At 63.1% G+C, this 19,705-nt stretch carries 15 protein-coding genes; 13 read left to right on the forward strand and 2 right to left on the reverse strand.

Annotated elements, in window-relative coordinates:
- Window positions 1-71: 71 nt before the first annotated feature.
- Window positions 72-368: a DUF3077 domain-containing protein gene (locus tag ACODS9_RS14835; protein ID WP_181427685.1), complete on the reverse strand. Its 297-nt coding sequence runs from the start codon at window positions 366-368 to the stop codon at window positions 72-74.
- Window positions 369-747: 379 nt separating this feature from the next.
- Window positions 748-5,901 carry a RecQ family ATP-dependent DNA helicase gene (locus ACODS9_RS14840; RefSeq protein WP_489094153.1) on the reverse strand — a complete coding sequence of 1,718 codons (5,154 nt, stop codon included), beginning with the start codon at window positions 5,899-5,901 and terminating at the stop codon, window positions 748-750.
- A 177-nt stretch (window positions 5,902-6,078) separates the two neighbouring features.
- Here ACODS9_RS14840 and ACODS9_RS14845 point away from each other — a divergent pair, with 177 nt between their 5' ends.
- The 13 genes from ACODS9_RS14845 (at window position 6,079) to ACODS9_RS14905 (ending at window position 19,195) form a co-directional block, all read left to right on the forward strand.
- The gene (locus ACODS9_RS14845; RefSeq protein ID WP_489094154.1) at window positions 6,079-6,984 is read left to right on the forward strand and encodes a helix-turn-helix domain-containing protein; all 906 of its coding nucleotides are present in this window, start codon (window positions 6,079-6,081) and stop codon (window positions 6,982-6,984) included.
- Between the two features lie 237 nt (window positions 6,985-7,221).
- Complete coding sequence (locus tag ACODS9_RS14850) at window positions 7,222-8,532, forward strand: ABC transporter substrate-binding protein (RefSeq protein WP_094010387.1); 1,311 nt, start codon at window positions 7,222-7,224, stop codon at window positions 8,530-8,532.
- 71 nt (window positions 8,533-8,603) lie between these two features.
- Window positions 8,604-9,527 (forward strand): carbohydrate ABC transporter permease, encoded by a 924-nt coding sequence (locus ACODS9_RS14855; protein WP_038705865.1) that lies wholly within the window; start codon window positions 8,604-8,606, stop codon window positions 9,525-9,527.
- 10 nt (window positions 9,528-9,537) lie between these two features.
- Window positions 9,538-10,371, forward strand: coding sequence for a carbohydrate ABC transporter permease (locus ACODS9_RS14860; RefSeq protein WP_046856056.1), 834 nt, complete (start codon window positions 9,538-9,540; stop codon window positions 10,369-10,371).
- 54 nt (window positions 10,372-10,425) lie between these two features.
- Complete coding sequence (locus ACODS9_RS14865; protein WP_489094155.1) at window positions 10,426-11,538, forward strand: ABC transporter ATP-binding protein; 1,113 nt, start codon at window positions 10,426-10,428, stop codon at window positions 11,536-11,538.
- 11 nt (window positions 11,539-11,549) lie between these two features.
- Window positions 11,550-13,019 (forward strand): mannitol dehydrogenase family protein, encoded by a 1,470-nt coding sequence (locus tag ACODS9_RS14870; RefSeq protein ID WP_489094156.1) that lies wholly within the window; start codon window positions 11,550-11,552, stop codon window positions 13,017-13,019.
- Window positions 13,020-13,035: 16 nt separating this feature from the next.
- Window positions 13,036-14,526, forward strand: coding sequence for a xylulokinase (gene xylB / locus ACODS9_RS14875; protein ID WP_489094157.1), 1,491 nt, complete (start codon window positions 13,036-13,038; stop codon window positions 14,524-14,526).
- A gap of 41 nt (window positions 14,527-14,567) precedes the next feature.
- A complete protein-coding gene (locus tag ACODS9_RS14880) occupies window positions 14,568-15,527 on the forward strand; it encodes a carbohydrate kinase family protein (RefSeq protein WP_489094158.1) in 960 nt (319 codons plus the stop codon).
- 212 nt (window positions 15,528-15,739) lie between these two features.
- The gene (locus ACODS9_RS14885) at window positions 15,740-16,303 is read left to right on the forward strand and encodes a hypothetical protein (RefSeq protein ID WP_489094159.1); all 564 of its coding nucleotides are present in this window, start codon (window positions 15,740-15,742) and stop codon (window positions 16,301-16,303) included.
- Window positions 16,300-16,689 carry a hypothetical protein gene (locus ACODS9_RS14890; protein ID WP_263156392.1) on the forward strand — a complete coding sequence of 130 codons (390 nt, stop codon included), beginning with the start codon at window positions 16,300-16,302 and terminating at the stop codon, window positions 16,687-16,689. The genes ACODS9_RS14885 and ACODS9_RS14890 overlap by 4 nt, the downstream gene beginning before the upstream one ends.
- Before the next feature lie 258 nt (window positions 16,690-16,947).
- A complete protein-coding gene (locus tag ACODS9_RS14895) occupies window positions 16,948-17,673 on the forward strand; it encodes a hypothetical protein (RefSeq protein ID WP_489094160.1) in 726 nt (241 codons plus the stop codon).
- A gap of 935 nt (window positions 17,674-18,608) precedes the next feature.
- Window positions 18,609-18,851: a hypothetical protein gene (locus ACODS9_RS14900; protein WP_489094161.1), complete on the forward strand. Its 243-nt coding sequence runs from the start codon at window positions 18,609-18,611 to the stop codon at window positions 18,849-18,851.
- An 80-nt stretch (window positions 18,852-18,931) separates the two neighbouring features.
- Window positions 18,932-19,195 carry a DUF3077 domain-containing protein gene (locus ACODS9_RS14905; protein ID WP_489094162.1) on the forward strand — a complete coding sequence of 88 codons (264 nt, stop codon included), beginning with the start codon at window positions 18,932-18,934 and terminating at the stop codon, window positions 19,193-19,195.
- The last annotated feature ends 510 nt before the right edge of the window (window positions 19,196-19,705 follow it).

Here is a 19,705-nt window from a genome sequence, read left to right on the forward strand (position 1 = left end):
CACGTGTGGCACCTGGACGAAAACAGCCGCTTTCGATTGCTCGAAAGCGGCCCGTGTCGTTACACCGAGGTTCAACTGTCGCCTTGTTCCCGCTTCACCGGTAACTGCCCATCGATCATCGCCTTTGCCATGCCGCTGAGGTAATACGTCGCCCGCATCAGCGTCTGTGCCTCCTTCGGTTGGCTCAACGCCTGGTAGGTGAGCCCGGTGATGCAACCCAGGATGATCGTTGTTTCCTGCAGCACGTCCTCGGTCGGCATGCCCGGGATCGCCTGCACCCAGTCACGCACCGCGTACCGCTTGGTGCGGCCGACCAGGCTGACGATCTTCAAATCGCCAATGCCCTTTGCGTGTTCGTCCTTGTCCATGACCTTGCCCCCTGGAAAAAGAAAGAGCCCGTCGCGGTTCATCCTCCAGAACCGCCAGACCGAACCGCGCGATCCCTGCGCAGTAAGCTGCCCAGTGGTCCGGCCTGTTCCAGCGGGTGAAGCGCGACGAGCAGGCCGAGACTAAAGCGAGCGCCAATCCGCCACAACGGGCTACCGAGGGGAAAAGGTGCCTTTAGGAAAAGGCCTACATAAACAACGGAAGAATGACTGTAGGACCCACATAAATCGCCAAGATCATTGTCAGCAAACGCCTCACACATCAGCAGGCTCGTTCCACCGACCACGGTATAGACAAACCGGACTGGCCTGCCAACAGCCCCGGTTTGCCTCGATCACTCAGCCTGTGGCTTCCCCCGCCCTAACCGGGCATGCCGCAGATGCGCGGCACCACGACCTCCCAACGCTGGCAGGGGTACTCGCCCCAATGTTCCTCATTGCCTTCCTCCCGGTAGCGCACGACGATATCAGCCACTTCACATCGCTCGATCGAAAATCCCGGCTCGAAGGCCTTGGCAGTTCGCCCGACCACCTGCCCCCGCTGGTTGAGGATCAGGTAGCTCTTGCCCTGAGACCTCAGTGTCAGTGGTGCGCCTGGGCGCAAGTCACGCACCCGCGAATGGATGTCGTCATCTTCTGCATGGCGCCCCACATGGCCAAGGTTGACATCCTTGAGGGTCAATTGCTGATAGCGCCGGTCGAGGGCCGGGTCGTGGCATCCGGCGAAGACCTGACGCGGGATGCTGGCGGGCAGGCAACCGCTGAAGAGGTTGTTCACGGTGAACTCGCACAAGGTCAGGGTCTGCTCGGCACGGGTCATGCCGACGTAGTACAGGCGACGCTCCTCATCGAGTGTCTCCTGCTTGTCGACCCAGCCCCCGTCCAGGAGCACCACATGGCGGAACTCCAGACCCTTGGCCGAATGCACGGTTCCCAGATACAGGCCGTTGCCCGCTTGCCGGCGCACCTCGCGCACATAGTCGTACAAGCTCTGGCTGATCGTCGCAGGCTTCACCTGGAGGTCGCCGAACTCGACTCGGAGCTCGTCGAAGGCCGCCTCGAAAAAGGCCGTCGAGTACTCATCGAGCAGCGCCCGCACCCGCTGCCACGCCTGATCGACGGCCAGGGGCTCGGCCAGTTGCGCGAGGCAGTCGACCACCGCCACGAAGTCTCGCTGACGGGTGGGCGGCAGACCACTGTCCTTGTCCGACGCCAGGTGATACGGCACCCCGTTGTGCTCGCACCAGGCCTGGACCGCCAGCAGGTATCGGTGATTGCGGGCGAGTATCGCGCAACCCTGCCAAACACCGTTCTCGAGCACCAGCAGGCGTTGCAATTCCTGCAGCGCGGCTTGGGCCTGGCGGTTGCCGAACGGCCGATCGGCCGGATCGATGGTCAGGCGCAACACTTGGCCGCAGCGTTGAGGATCCAGCGCCTGCCACTCGCCGCCCTGCGGATCGTCACGGCGTCGCACGTCAATTGCAATGGGATTGCCGAGCTTCATTCGCTGGCCGTTGAGACCGATCAGGTGGTTGGCCGCCGCGATGATGCAGGCGCTGGACCGGTAGTTCTCCACGAGGAAGGCTTCCTGCGCCTCGTAGTCCCGGCGGAATGCCTCAATGTAGCGGTTGTTGGTATCACGAAACGCGTAGATGTTCTGATCGTCGTCGCCCACGGCCATGATGCATGGCCTGGCTTCATCGGACGAACCACGATCGGCCAGGGCGCTGACCAGCCGGTACTGCAGCTCGTCGATGTCCTGGTACTCGTCCACCAGGATATGCCGGTAGCCGCGCAGCAACATCGCGCGCAGGTTGGCACGCGCTTCGTCGAGCTCGTCCTCGGTCACGCCGTCTTCATCGTCGGCGTTCATCACCAGCGAGCCTTCGAGCAGTTTCACCGCGTCCTGCATCAGATTGCCCAGCGTGGTCTCATCCACCTCGTCGCCGCGCTGGAAACGCGTACCCGTCAGACGCATGGCCAGGCTGTGATAGGTCATCACGCTGACCCCGTAGGCATCGGCGCCCACCAGTGTCAGCAGGCGTTTGCGGATCTCGTTGGCGGCATGACGGTTGAAGGTCAGCGCGACGATGGCGCTGGCAGGCACCCGGCGCACCCGCAACAGGTAGGCGATACGGTGCACGATGACCCGTGTCTTGCCCGAACCGGGCCCGGCGAGCACGAGTCTGTTGCTGTCCAGATCGTCGGTGACGATACCCCGCTGGGTATCGCTCAGGTCCTCGACGATCATCCGCCACGACGCCTCGCTGGTGGAGTACTTGAGCACCGATTCGCGACCGGCGAAATAGTCCTTGAGGAAATCCGCCTTGTCCGCCGTGAAGTAGTCGTCGACCAACTGGTGCGCCACCTTCGGGTCCTGCAGCCAGCACTCGGCGTACTCGCGCATCACATGCACCTGGATACGCTTTTCGCGGTAATGCTCATCGAGGCCCTGGTAGTCGTCCTTGAGAAAGCGACCGCGCTGGGGATCGACCTTGATGGTCATGGCCCGGCGCATCACGGTCATGCCGTGGTTGAGGCTGAATACCTCCTGGCGATGCAGGAACAGCAGCACCCGTTCGACATACCTTTCACGGTTGTCCGCAACCCGGTCGCGCAGCTCCAGGTCCTGCTCGATCAGCCCGACCAGCTCACCGAAAGTGGCTTCGACCAACTGGTTCTTGCCCCGCTTGGAGAGTTTGCGAATCAGGTGGTTCAGCAGCTTCGTGGCGATGATGCCGCGGGTCTCACTGACGGCCTTCAGGCCTGCCCAGCCTTCGGCATGACGGAAACGCACCTTGATGTACTCGTGGCTGAGCTGGCGCATCTCGAAACTGTTGTTGCGCCGCTCGGAAATCGCATCGCGATCCGGCGACAGCCCGCGCAACAGGCGCAACACATGCAGGGGCAGCAGGTTCTTGCGCCCGAGGCGGAGCTTGAGCATCGAGGTCAGCGCCGTCACGTTGATGTCCTGCCATCCCGCGCCCGGCGCGTCGGGCGCTTGCTCGGCCAGGGTATCCAGCAGCGCCCGCTCGAGTTCCAGCAACTGCTGCAGCAACTGCGGCGAAGCATCGGCCTGGCCATAGCTGAGCACCGCCGTGAACTGGGTGTCGCTCACCAGCAACTCGCGCTTTTCCAGGTCCTTGAGCACATGGCCGACCTCCTGGGGTTCCAGGCTGGTGAGGTCCACCAGCTTCTGGATATCGATACGCTCTGCGGGGCTGGCCTTGTGCAGGTAGCTCAGGATGGCCAGGTACTCCGCCTGACGACGCTCCGTCAACTCTGATGCGCGCAGCGTGCGCTCGGCCTCCTCAAGCGGCACGTCCACCCCGGAGGCGAAGATCTGCGTGTGGTTTTCTTCTCGTGTCAGGTAGCCGCCACGCTCGAGCCAGGCAACCGCCGTGACCACCTTGGTTTCGGCATCCAGGGCATCGGCGTCGAACGAGGTCTGCACGCTGTCGTCCATGAGGATCTCACCCGCCGTGATCACCAGCTTGCCCCCACCCCGACGCTTCGACTCACCGTTGAGTTTCTTCTGAATCTGCTGGATATCCCGCTGGCTCAGGCACGCTCGCTCGCACAGGCCGAACTGCGTCTCGATGTCCTGCGGGTCGTACAGCAACACACAATGCGCCGGCAACTGGTCACGCCCCGCCCGCCCGGCCTCCTGCAGGTAATTCTCCAGCGAGCCGGGAATGTCGGCATGCACCACCAGGCGGATATCCTCCTTGTCCACCCCCATGCCGAAGGCGTTGGTGGCGACGATGGTCTGGATCTCGCCGTTCTTGTAGAGCCCCTGAACCTCGACTTTGTCCGCCGAATCCATCCCGGCATGGAAGTGTCGGCAACTGAGTCCCTGATGCGCGAGAAACTCCGACAGTTGCTCCGCCGCCTTGCGGCTGGCCACGAACACCACCGCCGCGCCAGCCTGCTGCCCAAGGTACTCCTCCAGCAGACGATGCACCCGCTGCGCCTTTTCGCCGCGATCGCAGCGCATCACTTCGAAGGTCAGGTTGGTGCGCTCGTGGCTGCCGAGGAACTCATCGAACCTGACCCGCAGCACACGCTTGAAGTGACTGCGAATATCCGCCAGCACCTCAGGCTTGGCCGTGGCCGTGAAGCAGCCGATGGGCGCCGGTTTGCGCGCACCGTGGTACTGGGCGATATAGCGCACGGCATAGTGGTAGTCGGGGCGGAAGTCGTTGCCCCACTTGGACAGGCAGTGGGCTTCGTCGAAGACCCAGCCGCCCACCTCGCGTTGCTCGATGGCGCTGCAGAACGCCTTGTTGCGAAACTGCTCCGGCGACACCAGCAGTATGCCGATGTCCCCCAGGCGGATCTTCTCCAGCACATCCGCGCGCTCGGGCATGTTGAGCAGGCCATTGAACGCCGCCGCGCAGTGCACGCCATTTTTCAACAGGCCGTCGACCTGGTCCTTCATCAGCGACTGCAACGGCGAGACGATCACCGTCAGGCTGCCAGTGCGGTGGTAGCGATTGAGCGCCGGAATCTGGTAGGTCAGCGACTTGCCGCCACCGGTGGCCAGCACCGCCAGCACATGCTGGCCACGCATGCCGGCCAGGGTGATGTCATGCTGCAGGGGCTTGCCCGACGCCTCCAGGCGAAAATCCGGATAGTTGAAATAACGCCTGAGTTCATGACGCGGGTCATGGGTGGTGAGGCAGTACCGGCAATCATCGCGACCACAAGGCACATCGCGCAGTTCGCGGATCAGCGCGCCGACCTTGGGGAACTGATGTCGCACCCAGGGCGCCAGCACCGAATTGCCCCCAGACACCCGCAACCAGGCCAGCACATAGGCCAGCGGCAGGTGCATGTCGGGGTCGTGCAGGTCTTCGGCGAGCAGCTTGCCCAAGCGCGTACGGCACACCTTCAGGTCGCGATTGGCCTGGGCATCGCTCTCCTTCATCTGCTGCTCGATCAGCGGCCCGATTTCTTCTACCGCCACCGAATCCCGCCCGGTCAGCGCCTTGAACAGGCCTGCGGCGTCCTCCGCCGGCGTGGGCGCGAGCAGCGCCTGGTAGCAGAGCAACTCGCCGGGCTCGGTCTGCTGCAACTGGGCAAACGCCTGGCGCTGATCGTTGAACAAGGTGAGGGTGAGGCGGCAGTCGGCCAACGGCGAGTTGAGCGTGTCGCGCACCAGCTTGTAGTCCTTCACCAGCCGGTGATAGGGGTTGCGCGGAAAGGCCAGTGGCGACAGACGCAAGGTGTCGATGCTCGGCAGGTCGTGCAACAGCATGTTCGACGCCTGCTGGCGCAGGATGCGCAGATCGTGGGCAATCAGGTTGTGGCCCAGCAGGTAGTCGGCGCCTTCGGCAAGGTCATCGACCTTGGCCAGCACCTGGGCCAGGTCCTTGTTCACATCGCATTCGACCTCGCTGTCCGGATGCTTGCGCAGCGCACCGACCTTGAAGATCTCCTCTGGTTTGCCCGACCTGGCGGGCTTGACCTCCAGGTCGACGACGAGACTTTTATCCTGGGTAAACGAAAACATTCCTACGCAATCCTTGCCCGAATATTACAGAGGCGCCAGATTACAGGCTAAATGCCATCAGCAGAACCCTGGGCCTCCCCACCCCGTGCCAGTCATGATGCCGGCTTAGACCCCTCTGCCCTGCTCGACCACTTCAGGCTACGATGACACCTCGCCCCTCCAGGCCCAGCCACCGCCATGCCCAGAACGAGCAAAGTCACCGACCCGTCCTACGAGCTGATGGACGACCACGAAGGCGCCTCGCTGATCTACCGCCAGCACGGTTTCCCCAGCCCGCTGGTGCGTTGGCACTTCCACAAGGAGTACGAGCTGCACCTGATCGTCGCCAGCGCCGGCAAAGTGTTCATCGGCGACTACATCGGCAATTTCGCCCCCGACACGCTGTTTCTCACCGGCCCCAACCTGCCGCACAACTGGATCAGCCAGGTCGGCCCAGACGAAGTGGTGGGCAAGCGCGACATGCTGGTCAACTTCACCGACGAGGTACTTGAGGACGGCAGCCAGGTGTTCGCCGAGCTCACCCAGCTGGCCCCGCTGCTGGCGCGGGCACGCTATGGCATCGAGTTCCGCGACCCGGCACTGATCAACGAGAGCCGCCAACTGCTGCAACGTATCGCCGACAGCCGCGGCATGACCCGCCTGGGATACTTTTTTATCCTCATGGAACAGCTCGCCGCCTGCGAGGACTACCAACTGCTGTCCACCGTCACCTCCTCGCAGCTGGCCGACGAACACAACGTCGAGCGTATCAACCGGGCGGTGGACTACATCTTCCAGCACTACGCCCAGGACCTGAGCCAGAACGAGGTGGCCGAGCACCTGGGCATGACGCCAACCTACTTCTCGCGGTTTTTCAAGCAGGCCGCCGGGCGCGGCTTCGTCGAGTTCGTCAACCGGCTGCGGGTGAGCAAGTCGTGCGAGCTGCTGGCCAAGGGCGAGCTGCCGGTGACCGAGGTGTGTTTCGAGTCGGGCTTCAGCAACCTGTCGAACTTCAACCGACGCTTCCTGCAACTCAAGGGCATGACCCCTTCCGACTACCGCAGCCTGGTGACCCAGCGGCTGACCGAGCAGAACCGCGCCTGAGCCTTGGGGCTGCGTGGCAGCCCATCGCCGGCAAGCCAGATCCCACTCCGACCGCAGCGCCTTCAAGCCAGCGCCATCCCTGTGGGAGCCGGCTTGCCGGCGATGGGGCGCGCAGCGGCCCTTGTTCAAGAACTGCAAAAAAGTATCAGCCAAGGTGCAGGCGAGGCTTTGTCGGCAATCGCCTTGCACGGGTGTAATCAGCGCCGAGCGATACAAAAACAATAAGGGAGTTCACTGATGAACGACTCGATCAAGGCCTGCCTGGCCGCCGCCTGCCTCAGCCTGCCGCTGCATGCCCAGGCCGCCGACACCCTGACCATCGCCACGGTCAACAACAACGACATGATCCGCATGCAGCGCCTGGCCAAGGTGTTCGAGCAGCAGCACCCGGACATCCAGCTCAAGTGGGTGGTGCTTGAAGAGAACGTGCTGCGCCAGCGCCTGACCACCGATATCGCCACCCAGGGTGGCCAGTTCGACGTGCTGACCATCGGCATGTACGAAGCCGCGCTGTGGGGTGCCAAGGGCTGGCTGGCGCCGATGACCGACCTGCCCGCCGACTACAACCTCGACGACGTGTTTCCCTCGGTACGCAACGGCCTGTCGGCCAACGGCACGCTGTACGCCCTGCCTTTCTACGCCGAAGCCTCGATCACCTACTACCGCAAGGACCTGTTCGAGCAAGCCGGGCTGAGCATGCCCGAGCAACCCACCTGGACCCAGCTCGGCGAGTTCGCCGCCAAGCTCAACCACCCCGATCAGGGCCAGTACGGCATCTGCCTGCGCGGCAAGGCCGGCTGGGGCGAGAACATGGCGCTGATCGGCACCGTGGCCAACGCCTTCGGCGCACGCTGGTTCGATGAGCAATGGCAACCCGAGTTCAGCGGCAGCGAGTGGAAGAACGCGCTGAACTTCTATGTGAACACCCTCAAGCAATACGGCCCGCCCGGCGCCTCCAGCAACGGCTTCAACGAAAACCTCGCGCTGTTCAACAGCGGCAAGTGCGCGATGTGGGTCGACGCCAGCGTCGCCGGCTCGTTCGTCACCGACAAGACCCAGAGCAAGGTCGCCGACCAGGTCGGCTTCACCTTCGCGCCCAAGGAAGTCACCGACAAGGGCGCCACCTGGCTGTATTCGTGGGCTCTGGCGATCCCCACCAGTTCCAAATCCAAGGACGCCGCCAGGACGTTCGCCACCTGGGCCACCTCCGAGGCCTACGGCAAGCTGGTGGCTGAGAAAGAAGGCGTGGCCAACGTGCCGCCCGGCACCCGCGCCTCGACCTACAACGACGCGTACCTGGCGGCCGCGCCATTCGCCAAGGTCACCCTCGAATCACTCAAGCGCGTCGACCCCAACCACCCCACCCTCAAGCCCGTGCCCTACGTGGGCATCCAGCTGGTGACCATCCCCGAGTTCCAGGCCATCGGCACCCAGGTCGGCAAGCTGTTCGCCGCCGCCCTCACCGGGCAGATGAAAGTGGACCAGGTGCTGGCCTCGGCCCAGCAGTCCACCGAACGCGAGATGAAGCGCGCCGGTTACCCGAAGTAACCCGCAGCGCCCCCCGACCGCGCCGAACCCCGGCGCGGTGACCGCCCCTTTTTGCCGCACACGGAGTCGCCATGAACACATCGGCCCTCGACACCCCGAGCCTCGCCACCGCACGCCCCGGCAAACGCCGCGTCGGCCCCGGCTGGTTCCTGGTCAGCCCTTCGGTGGCACTGCTGCTGTTGTGGATGATCGTGCCCCTGGGCATGACCCTGTATTTCTCGCTGATCCGCTACAACCTGTTGTACCCCGGCGAAAACCAGTTCGTGGGCCTGGAGAACTTCGCCTTCTTCGTCACCGACGCCGGCTTCATGCCCGGCGCGCTGAATACCCTGACCCTGGTAGGCAGCGTGCTGGCGATCAGCGTGGTGCTCGGCGTGCTGATCGCCGCGCTGCTGGAGGCCGGCGAGTTCTGGGGCCGCGGCGTGGTGCGGGTGCTGCTGATCTCGCCGTTCTTCATCATGCCCACGGTCAGCGCGCTGCTGTGGAAGAACCTGATCTTCCACCCGGTGTCGGGCATCCTCGCCGCCGTGTGGCGCCTGTTCGGCGCGCAACCGGTGGACTGGCTGGCGCACTACCCGCTGCTGTCGATCATCCTGATCGTCTCCTGGCAATGGCTGCCGTTCGCCATCCTGATCCTGATGACCGCCATGCAGTCGCAGGATCTGGAACAGAAGGAAGCCGCGCGCCTGGATGGCGCAGGCCCGTTGGCGATCTTCTGGCACCTGACCCTGCCGCACCTGGCGCGGCCCATCGCCGTGGTGGTGATGATCGAGACCATCTTCCTGCTGTCGGTGTTCGCCGAGATCTTCACCACCACCAGCGGCGGCCCCGGATACGAGTCCACCAACCTCGCCTACCTGATCTACAACCAGGCGCTGCTGCAGTTCGACGTCGGCATGGCCTCGGCCGGTGGCCTGATCGCCGTGCTGATCGCCAATATCGCCGCCATCGTGCTGGTTCGCATGATCGGCAAGAACCTCACCGCGCGCAGCTGAGGAGCCCGCCATGCTGACACTCAAGCAAACCCGCACCCTGAAGAACGCCCTGCTCGGCCTGCTGTGCTGGGCCATCGCCCTGGTGATCTTCTTCCCGATTTTCTGGATGCTGCTGACCAGCTTCAAGACCGAGCTGGACGCCTTCGCCACGCCGCCGCAGTTCATCTTCGCGCCGACGCTGGAGAACTACCTGCACATCAACGAGCGCAGCGACTACTTCGCCTACGCCTGGAACTCGGTGCTGATCTCCTTCTCGGCGACCCTGCTGTGCATGCTCATCGCCGTGCCGGCGGCCTACTCCATGGCCTTCTTCGAAACCCGCCACACCAAGCGCACACTGCTGTGGATGCTGTCGACCAAGATGCTGCCGCCGGTGGGCGTGCTGATGCCGATCTACCTGCTAGCCAAGCAGTTCGGCCTGCTCGATTCGCGCCTGGCGCTGGTCATCGTCTACACCCTGATCAACCTGCCGATCGTGGTGTGGATGGTGTACACCTACTTCAAGGACATCCCCGTGGACATCCTCGAAGCGGCGCGCCTGGATGGCGCCGGCACCTGGCAGGAGATCGTCCGCGTGCTGCTGCCGATCGCCCGCGGCGGGCTGGCCTCGACCCTGCTGCTGTCGCTGATCCTGTGCTGGAACGAGGCGTTCTGGTCGCTCAACCTGACCTCGTCCGCCGCCGCCCCGCTGACCGCGCTGGTGGCCTCCTACTCGAGCCCCGAAGGGCTGTTCTGGGCCAAGCTCTCGGCCGTCTCGACCCTGGCCTGCGCGCCGATCCTGATCTTTGGCTGGATCAGCCAGAAGCAACTGGTGCGCGGGCTCTCCTTCGGTGCCGTGAAATGACTTCCCGCCATTCCCACGCCAATTCTGTTCTCGCCTCTGACAAGGACACCCACCATGGCTGACCTGAAAATCCGCAACCTGCACAAAGGCTTCGATGGCCACGCCATCATCAAGGGCATCGACCTGGACGTGCGCGACCGCGAGTTCGTGGTGTTCGTCGGCCCCTCCGGCTGCGGCAAGTCCACCCTGCTGCGCCTGATCGCCGGCCTCGAGGAGGTCAGCAGCGGCAGCATCACCCTCGACGGCGCCGACATCACCGACACCGCCCCGGCCAAGCGCGACCTGGCCATGGTGTTCCAGACCTACGCCCTGTACCCGCACATGACCGTGCGCAAGAACCTGTCGTTCGCCCTGGACCTGGCCGGCGTCGCCAAGCACGAGGTCACCGCCAAGGTCGAAAACGCCGCGCGCATCCTCGAGCTGCAACCGCTGCTCGAACGCAAGCCGCGCCAGCTCTCCGGCGGCCAGCGCCAGCGGGTGGCAATCGGCCGCGCCATCGTGCGCAACCCGAAGATCTTCCTGTTTGACGAGCCGCTGTCCAACCTCGACGCCGCCCTGCGCGTGCAGATGCGCCTCGAGCTGGCGCGCCTGCACCAGGAGCTGGCCGCGACGATGATCTACGTGACCCACGACCAGGTCGAGGCCATGACCCTGGCCGACAAGGTGGTGGTGCTCAACGGCGGGCGCGTCGAGCAAGTGGGCTCGCCGCTGGAGCTGTACCACCATCCGGCCAACCTGTTCGTCGCGGGGTTTCTCGGCACGCCGAAGATGGGCTTCCTGCGTGGGCACCTGAGCCGTAACCAGGGTAACCAGTGCGAGGTGGCCCTCGAATGTGGTGCGCGCATCGCCCTGCCGCTGTGCGCGGGCGAGCTGCATACCGGCAGCCAGGTGACCCTGGGGATCAGGCCCGAGCACCTGAGCATCAGCCCGGCGTGCCAGGGCGCGCCGGGCTCGCTGCAGGTGACGGCCGATGTCAGCGAACGGCTGGGCAGCGACAGCTATTGCCATGTGCGCGCCGCGTCCGGCGAGATGCTCACCGTGCGCGTGCGCGGGGACTTCGCACCGACCTTCGGCGAGCCGCTGGAGCTGACCTTCGACCCCGCCCATTGCCACCTGTTCGACAGCAACGGCCAAGCCCTCGACAAGCGCCTGCAACAGGCGGCCTAAGGACCTTCAGGATGAAACTCAACCAACACAACCTCCCCCGCCTGGCGGTCGCCCGCCCCAGTTACGACCCAAGCCAAATGCGCCAGGGCATCGTGCACATCGGCGTCGGCGGCTTCCACCGCGCCCACCAGGCCGCCTACACCGACGCCCTGATGAACCTGGGCGAAGGCCTCGACTGGGCCATCTGCGGCGCCGGCCTGCGCCGCGAAGACCGCGCCATGCGCGATGCCCTGGCCGCGCAAGACCACCTCTACACCCTGTTCGAACTGGGCGACCAACCCGACACCCAGGTCCGCGTGATCGCCGCGATCAACAGCATGCTGCTGGCCGAGGACGGCGCCGAAGCGCTGCTGGCCAAACTAGCCGAACCCAACATCCGCATCGTCTCGCTGACCATCACCGAAGGCGGCTACTGCATCGACGACAGCACCGGCGAATTCCGCGCCGACCTGCCGCAGATCCAGCACGACCTGGCCAACCCGCAAGCCCCGCAGAGCGTGTTCGGTTTCCTCTGCGAAGCCCTGCGCCGCCGCCGCGAGGCCGGCAGCGGCCCCTTCACGGTGATGTCCTGCGACAACCTCCCGCACAACGGCGACGTCGCCCGCAAGGCCCTGCTGGCCTTCGCCCACCTGCAGAACCACGACCTGGCCCGCTGGATCGACGGCCACGTCAGCTTCCCCAATGCCATGGTCGACCGCATCACCCCGATGACCAGCCCCGCCCACCGCCAGCAGTTGCTCGAGCGCCACGGCGTCGACGATGCCTGGCCGGTGGTGTGCGAACCGTTTTTGCAATGGGTGGTGGAAGACAGGTTCGTCGCCGGCCGCCCGGCCTGGGAACAGGTCGGCGTGCAGTTCACCGACGACGTCACGCCCTATGAAGAAATGAAGATCAAACTGCTCAATGGCAGCCACCTGGCCCTCACCTACCTGGGCTTTCTGCAAGGCTACCGCTTCGTCCACGAAACCCTCGCCGACCCGCTGCTGCACCGCTACATGCGCACCTTCATGGACCAGGACGTCACCCCGCAACTGGCCCCGGTACCGGGCATCGACCTGACGCGCTACAAGCACAGCCTCACCGAACGCTTCGCCAACCGCGCCATCGCCGACCAGCTGGAGCGCGTGTGCTCCGACGGCTCGTCGAAATTCCCCAAGTTCATCGTGCCCACCGCCAACCGCCTGATCGCCGACGGCAAGCCCCTGGAGCGCGTGGCCCTGGTGGTGGCCGCCTGGGCCCTGTACCTGCGCGGCGAAGACGAACAGGGCACGCGCTACAGCATCCCCGACCCCCGCGCCGCCGACTGCCAGGCCCGGGTGGCGCAGCGCGACGGCCTGGCTGCCCGGGTGCTCGGCGACGAGGCGATCTTCGGCACGGCGATCCCCGCGTCCAAAGCCTTCGTCAGCGCCTTCGAGCGCCTGTACGACAGCTTGCGCGAAGTCGGCGTGAGTGAAACCCTGCGCCAGGTCCTCGGCGACTGACACGGAGGTTTTCGAAATGGACGGACTGTTCCTCGGTATCGACTGCGGTACCCAGGGCACCAAGGCCCTGGTGCTGGACGCCGGCAGCGGCCAGGTGCTGGGGCTGGGCAGCGCTGCCCATGCGCCGCCCCAAGGTCGCGATGGCCGGCGCGAGCAGGATCCGGTCGACTGGCTGCAAGCCCTGCTCACGGCGGTGTCCGCTGCCTTGCGCGATGCCGGTGTGGATGGCCAGGCCATTCGCGCAGTGGCGGTGTCCGGCCAGCAACACGGCCTGGTAATGCTCGACGCCCAAGGCCAGGTGCTGCGCCCGGCCAAGCTCTGGTGCGACACCGAAAGCGCGCCTGAGAACGCGGAGTTGCTCAATGCCCTTGGCGGCGCCCAGGGCTCGCTTGAACGCCTCGGGCTGGTGATCGCGCCGGGCTATACCCTGTCCAAGCTGCTGTGGACCAAGCGCCAACATCCCGAACTGTTCGCCCGCCTCGCCCATCTCCTGCTGCCTCACGACTACCTGAATTACTGGCTGACCGGTCGCGTCTGCACTGAGCCCGGCGACGCCTCCGGCACCGGCTACTACGATGTGCGCCGCAGGACCTGGGCGCCTGATGTCCTTCAGCACATCGAGCCCGGCGAGCGTCTTTTGGCTGCGCTGCCTGAACTGGTCGAATCCGGCGATTGCATCGGCACCCTGCGCGCGCAGGCCGCCACTGCCCTCGGCCTGAGCCCACAGACTTTGGTAGCCACTGGCGGCGGCGACAACATGCTCGGCGCCATCGGCACCGGCAATATCGCCCCTGGCATGATCACCCTGAGCCTCGGCACCTCCGGCACCCTGGCCGCCCATGCCGACCAGCCCCACGTCAGCGCCCAGGGCGAAGTGGCGACCTTCTGCGCCTCCAGCGGCGGCTGGTTGCCGTTGATCTGCACCATGAACCTCACCAGCGCCTGCGCCCTGGTGCGCGACCTGCTGGAACTCGACCTCGACCGCTTCACTGAGCTCGCCACCCAAGCCCCGATCGGCGCCGACGGCCTGCAGATGCTGCCCTTCTTCGACGGCGAACGCGTGCCCGCGTTGCCCGAAGCCAGCGCCAGCCTGCACGGCATGACCAGCGCCAACCTGACCCGCGCCAACCTCTGCCGTGCCGTGCTCGAAGGCACCTGCTTCAGCCTGCGTTACGGCCTCGACCTGCTGCGCGCCAGCGGCCTGCCAGGCAGCGAAATCCGCCTGGTCGGCGGCGCGGCGAAAAGCCCGTTATGGCGGCAGGTGCTGGCCGACCTGCTCGGCCTGCCAGTGGTATGCCCCCAGCAGACCGAAGCCGCTGCCCTCGGCGCCGCGATCCAGGCCGCCTGGAGCCTCGGTCGCCAACTGGGCCAGGGCGGCAGCCTCGAAACCCTGTGCGAACGCTGCGTCGCCCTCGACGAAAGCACCCGAACCCTGCCCCGCCCGGCGCAACAGGCCGAGTACGAGGTCGCCTATCAACGCTACCGGGATCAACTGCCTGCGCGCTGAGCACAGGTATCCTGCCCTTATCAATCGTTCTGGAGAACTGCATGTACCTGGTGTGTGGCGAGGCCCTGTTCGATGTCTTCAGCCTGGAAAACAGCAACCGCAGCAGCGAGCTGGGATTTACCGCGATTGCTGGCGGGTCGCCGTTCAACGTCGCCGTCGGCCTGCGCCGGCTGGGCGTGGAATCGGCGTTGTTCGGCGGGTTGTCCAGCGACTACCTCGGCGCCCGGCTGCGCCGGGTGCTGGAAGAGGAACGGGTGGACTGCCGCTACGTGGTGACCAGCGCTGCGCCGACCACCCTGGCCATGGTCGGGCTGGATGCCAATGGCTCGGCGCAGTATCAGTTTCGCGGTGAAGGGTGTGCGGATCGGCAGGTGATGCTGGAGCATCTGCCGGTGCTGGATGAGTGTGTGCGGGGGGTGCATGTAGGATCGTACACTCTGGTGGTGCAACCCGTAGCCGATACGCTGTTGGCGCTGGTGGAGCGCGAGCGGGACCGGCGCTTGATCAGCCTTGATCCGAATGTGCGGCTTAATCCGCAGCCGGATGTGGCGGTGTGGAGGCGGCAGGTGGAAGCGTTTGCCGGGCATGCGCATGTGATCAAGGCCAGTGAGGAAGATATCGCCCTGCTCTATCCGGGTCGGGAGACTCGTGACGTGGCCCGGGGCTGGCTCAACGAGCGCTGCCGGCTGGTTTTCGTTACTCATGGCGCTCACGGTGCCAGCGTGCATTGCGCGCATGGGTCATGGCAGCGGCCGGCGGATACCTCGTTGGCGGTATGCGACACCGTCGGCGCCGGTGACACCTTCCAAGCCGCCGTGCTCGCCTACCTGGCTCGCCTCGGTGCAGATAGCCCGGCCGGTGTAGCGAAGCTCCCCCATGAAACCATCGATGCAATCCTCGCCTACGCAATCCATGCCGCAGCAATCACCTGCTCCCGAACAGGCCCGAATCTGCCCTTCGAGCATGAGCTGCCAGCCAATCCATACGCCGCCTCCCTGTAGGAGCGGCTTTGCGTCGCGAAAGGACCGCAAAGCGGTCCCGGCGATTTCCGCTCAAACCACAATCTCGAATCCAACTGCCCACCATCCAAGACTCCGCTTACTGCCTCACCGCGCCACAGGCCCTTGGCCATTAGCACAACCGCCCTAATCGACCCTACTCACCCAGCGCTCGTATAGTCCCTTCTGGCTTACAAAAACCAGGAAAGGACTCCATGGGTCAAAACCTTCCACCCCTCTGCCAATGGCTGGCCATCCTGGCCCTCACCTGCAGCACCCCGGCCCTGGCCGCACCCGCCTCGGGCGACTACTGGATCATCTACGGCAAAGGGGAACGCTTGCACAACGAGGTCTACGTCGCCGATGCCGCCGGCATCCTGCAAAAGCCCGGCGGCGTGCAATCGGCCCAGGTCATGCAGCTGTTCGAAGACCCGGCCTTCCCGACCCTCGCCGCCTACGAGGTGCAGGTCAAATGCAAACAGCGCCAGATCCGCCTGGACAGCGCCCGGGCGATCCGTCGCTTCGACGGCGCCGTGCGCGATGTGAAAACCAACGCCAAAGACTGGGCCGCACCAAAGGACTACTGGCTGCAGCGCACCTTCGCCTTCGTCTGCGCCCCCGACAACCGCACGCGCAACCAGATGCTGTCGATCGGCAAGATGCCGGCGGCGAAGATGGTCGCCACCATCCAGGCCATGTTCATCCAGTTGATCGGCGTCCAGGCCAACAGCCAGGCGGTGCAGGAGCTGGACGACATGCTGGCGAACACCCCACGATGAGCACGCGCCCTTTGCTGGTCCTTGGCCTGTTGCTGCCAGCGCTGGCCGGCTGCATCCCGACCCTGCCGGAGCTGATGGCGGGCAACCAATGGCAGGGGCGCGATGCCAAGCAGGCCATCGACTTCTTCGGCCCACCCATGCGCATGGAGCCGTTGCCCGGTGGCGCCGGGGTGCAATTAGGCTGGTACCGCGATACCACCTACGTGCAAAAGGAGGTGGTCGGCAGCACCGCCGAGATGCAAGGCAACGTGATGGTTCATACCAACTACTGGGACGACGTGGCCCATCCTGGCGGCTGCACGATTCTGATGTCGGTGAACAAGGCGCGGCAGATCGACGATTTCTCTACCAAGGGCCGCTGTAATGGCGTGAACCTGGCGCCATAGCGGCTTGGCGAAACGTGGGAGCGGGCTTGTGGGCGCGAGCCTTCACTGACTTCAAAATGAAAAGAAACAGATAAACATCACGCGTAGAGCGGTCAATGTACTTGAGTGAACATGTTGTACCTCATGCTGGGGCGACCGAAGGCTCGGGTCGTCCCTGTCGGCTCACCCTCTTCGACACCCTAGCTCTCTTCTGTGCGAGTGCTCAAGCTGGTGCACTTCTGGGCGATACAGATATCGATACTCAACTAGGTGCGAAATGTGCTTTCTATCAAAAATTTCTGGTCAGTAATTCGTTCGCATAATGCGAGCAGGTACGCTCTACTTCTAGCTACTCCAGTTTTCCTAAAGCCTCTGGACTTCGATTCGACGCAAAAAAAGCCAGCTCATCTTCGGCTGAAAGGTCTGTGGACTCTCCCTTTGCTGGTTGCTAGCGCGTGGGTATACCTCATCAACACGTGGATAGCGTGGGGCTATGTAAAGTCTGCTCGCCCAACAGTGGCCTTGCAAGAAGCACTGCAGACTCTCAAAAACCTGCAGAACATGAGCCTGGTTATCGTAACAGCAGTCGCTTTAATCTTGCTCTACGGCATTAGCCTTAGCCGTTGGGCGTATCACTGCTCAGCAATCAAATTGTTGAGCAAGCGCTATCCCGGCCTCACCAGGCCACACGCCCTATTTTTTGTCGTCAACACGTCGGCATGGGGGATGTGGCTTGCCTTAGGAGGCTACTGTGTTTTCCAAGCCATTAAGTGGTGGGTCAATGCTGGACAGCCTGCTTATGTAGCCGATGCCGCTAGCATGACCGAATCGTTGATGCACGTAGCCGTCGTAGTAGCCTTGGGTGGGGTACTGAAGCTCACAACCCGCAACAATACATTAGGGATGACAGCGCTGTACGGTGGACATCGAGGGTTGACCTTTCTCGTGAGGCTTGTCGGCATCCTGATCTTATTCCTTCTCGGGACAATTCCCCTCCTCTTGTGATTGAGTCATGTGTGGTCTGAGAATGCTACGGCGGAATCGCCTACGGGAAATCAGTGCCCGCCCAGGTAAACTAGCTCCCTGGCAAACGCCCTTTTTCCTACTCAGCCACCCGCCCAACCATTAACCCATGATTCACATTCTGGGCCAACGCCTTGGCCATGCCACTGAGGTAATGCACCGCATCAGCAGCGTAGGAAGATGATTTTTCCACCATCGCCAGATCACTGATCTTGTGCCCGCACACATCAGCACGGTCGCCTGCTAGACCGCATGGTCCAGCAGATGCTCCGCCACCACGCGGAACAGCGGGTGTTGCCCTCCATTTCTCCGCCTTCGCCTGACTCAGCGCAGACAGTCGAACCTGCGTGGCGATGCTCAACCAGAAAACCATTGATGCGATGCTTACCTACGCATTGCATGCGGCAATTATTACCTATTCCCGGTTAGACATAGACTTGCCATTTGCGCACGAACGCTGTAACACGCCCCACACTGTCGGGTGTCGCGGATGATAGTTATCGAATCGTCAGCTTATGCGGAGTCACGAAGGCTAGTGATTGTATTTGAGGATACAAGTCGTTACAGGTAGGCGGCGTCGAAGGTATCGAGTTGTGAAAAATCAGATTTAGCCCCTTCCTTGTAGTCCATTTCCCAAAGATACTCTCTCCGCTGATTTTCCGTTGCACGCGCCAGAAGTGGGCTCTAGTCTCGGCATGTCGTTGCTATTCAACGACCGGGTTTAGCCGCCCGAAATCGTCAGACACCACAGCCGTGCAATGCCGAATAATCGACATCTGCGCCTTTATGGCGGCTGTACGTGGGGCACCTTCGGGTGCGCCGGGTGCCTGACGTCCCGGTCGGCTAACCCGCGTACAGCTGCCACCTATTCGTTTAGCCGCGGTTGGTGGCTGCTTCATCACGACAGGAGCCACACCATGCTTAAGATCGTTCCCGATCCTCCTCACAATATGCTCACCCTTGAAGACACCCTGATCCAGGCCACTGATTATGCACTGTGTGCGGAAACAGTTGTACAACAGGCATTGTTATTACAGCCCAAGTCGCCGGTGTCGATTCTGATTATGGCCTCGATGCATGAAATAGAGGCGCTGAGAGCATTGCTTGAATCTGCACTACTCCAACTACAGATGCCAAATGACCGCAAGTCTCAGCACTAATAGTCCATAATTTATCGTCTAGGCGAGCTTTTATAGGAACTGATCAGTCTGGACAGTGAGAATTTCAAGGAGATCGAACAATGCCCTCAGACGACACTAAGTTTACAGTAGGCAAGACCACCTTCTACCAAGGGGAAAATCAGACCCAACCGCTATTCCGCATCGAAGCCGGAATCCCTTGTCAGCATGCCAGAGAACAGGCTTCTGAGTTGCTGGGCTGCGCACGGGACTTGACCGTCGACGGTCTGATGGAAGACAAACCTCAGCTAATCTGGGCATCACACTACCTTTGTGCCTTGGCCAAAGCCCTACTCGATGATGCCGAGCTGGGTATGACGCACTGAGACTTTAAGTCTTCCACGAGCTGATTGGACATGACAAGTGGAACCTGGCCACTCCTTCGGGGCTCCCCTGAGAAATGGCGTCCTGATGGGGGGGCTTCTGAAGCTCCCTACGCTCTGATCATTGCACCTAGGAAACCTAGTAAATCGAATGCTCAAACGTCCAGACACTGACACATGTGCCAACTCAAGCTGCGCAGCATGGATCCAGTGAATGGGGGCTTACGACCACCGCCTGACAGTCAATAATACTGCTCGACCAACTCTACTACTGCGGCACCACCTGTTCTATCTCTGCGAGGAAGCGCTCAAAACAGATTTGCTTACGCTTACCGGGGTACCCGATATCGGAGACAGGTCATGTGAGTCGCGGGGAAATAGTCAAGGACGACTGAACGGAGGCCATTTCAGCACAGATCGAGTTATCTGCGCTGATTTTTCCGTTAGCGCTTTGAAATGTGGCGTTCATTGAGCGACTACCGATTATCTTGGTGGGCAAGCCCGAGCCCCTAC

It is taken from the genome of Pseudomonas sp. FG36, assembly GCF_057809275.1.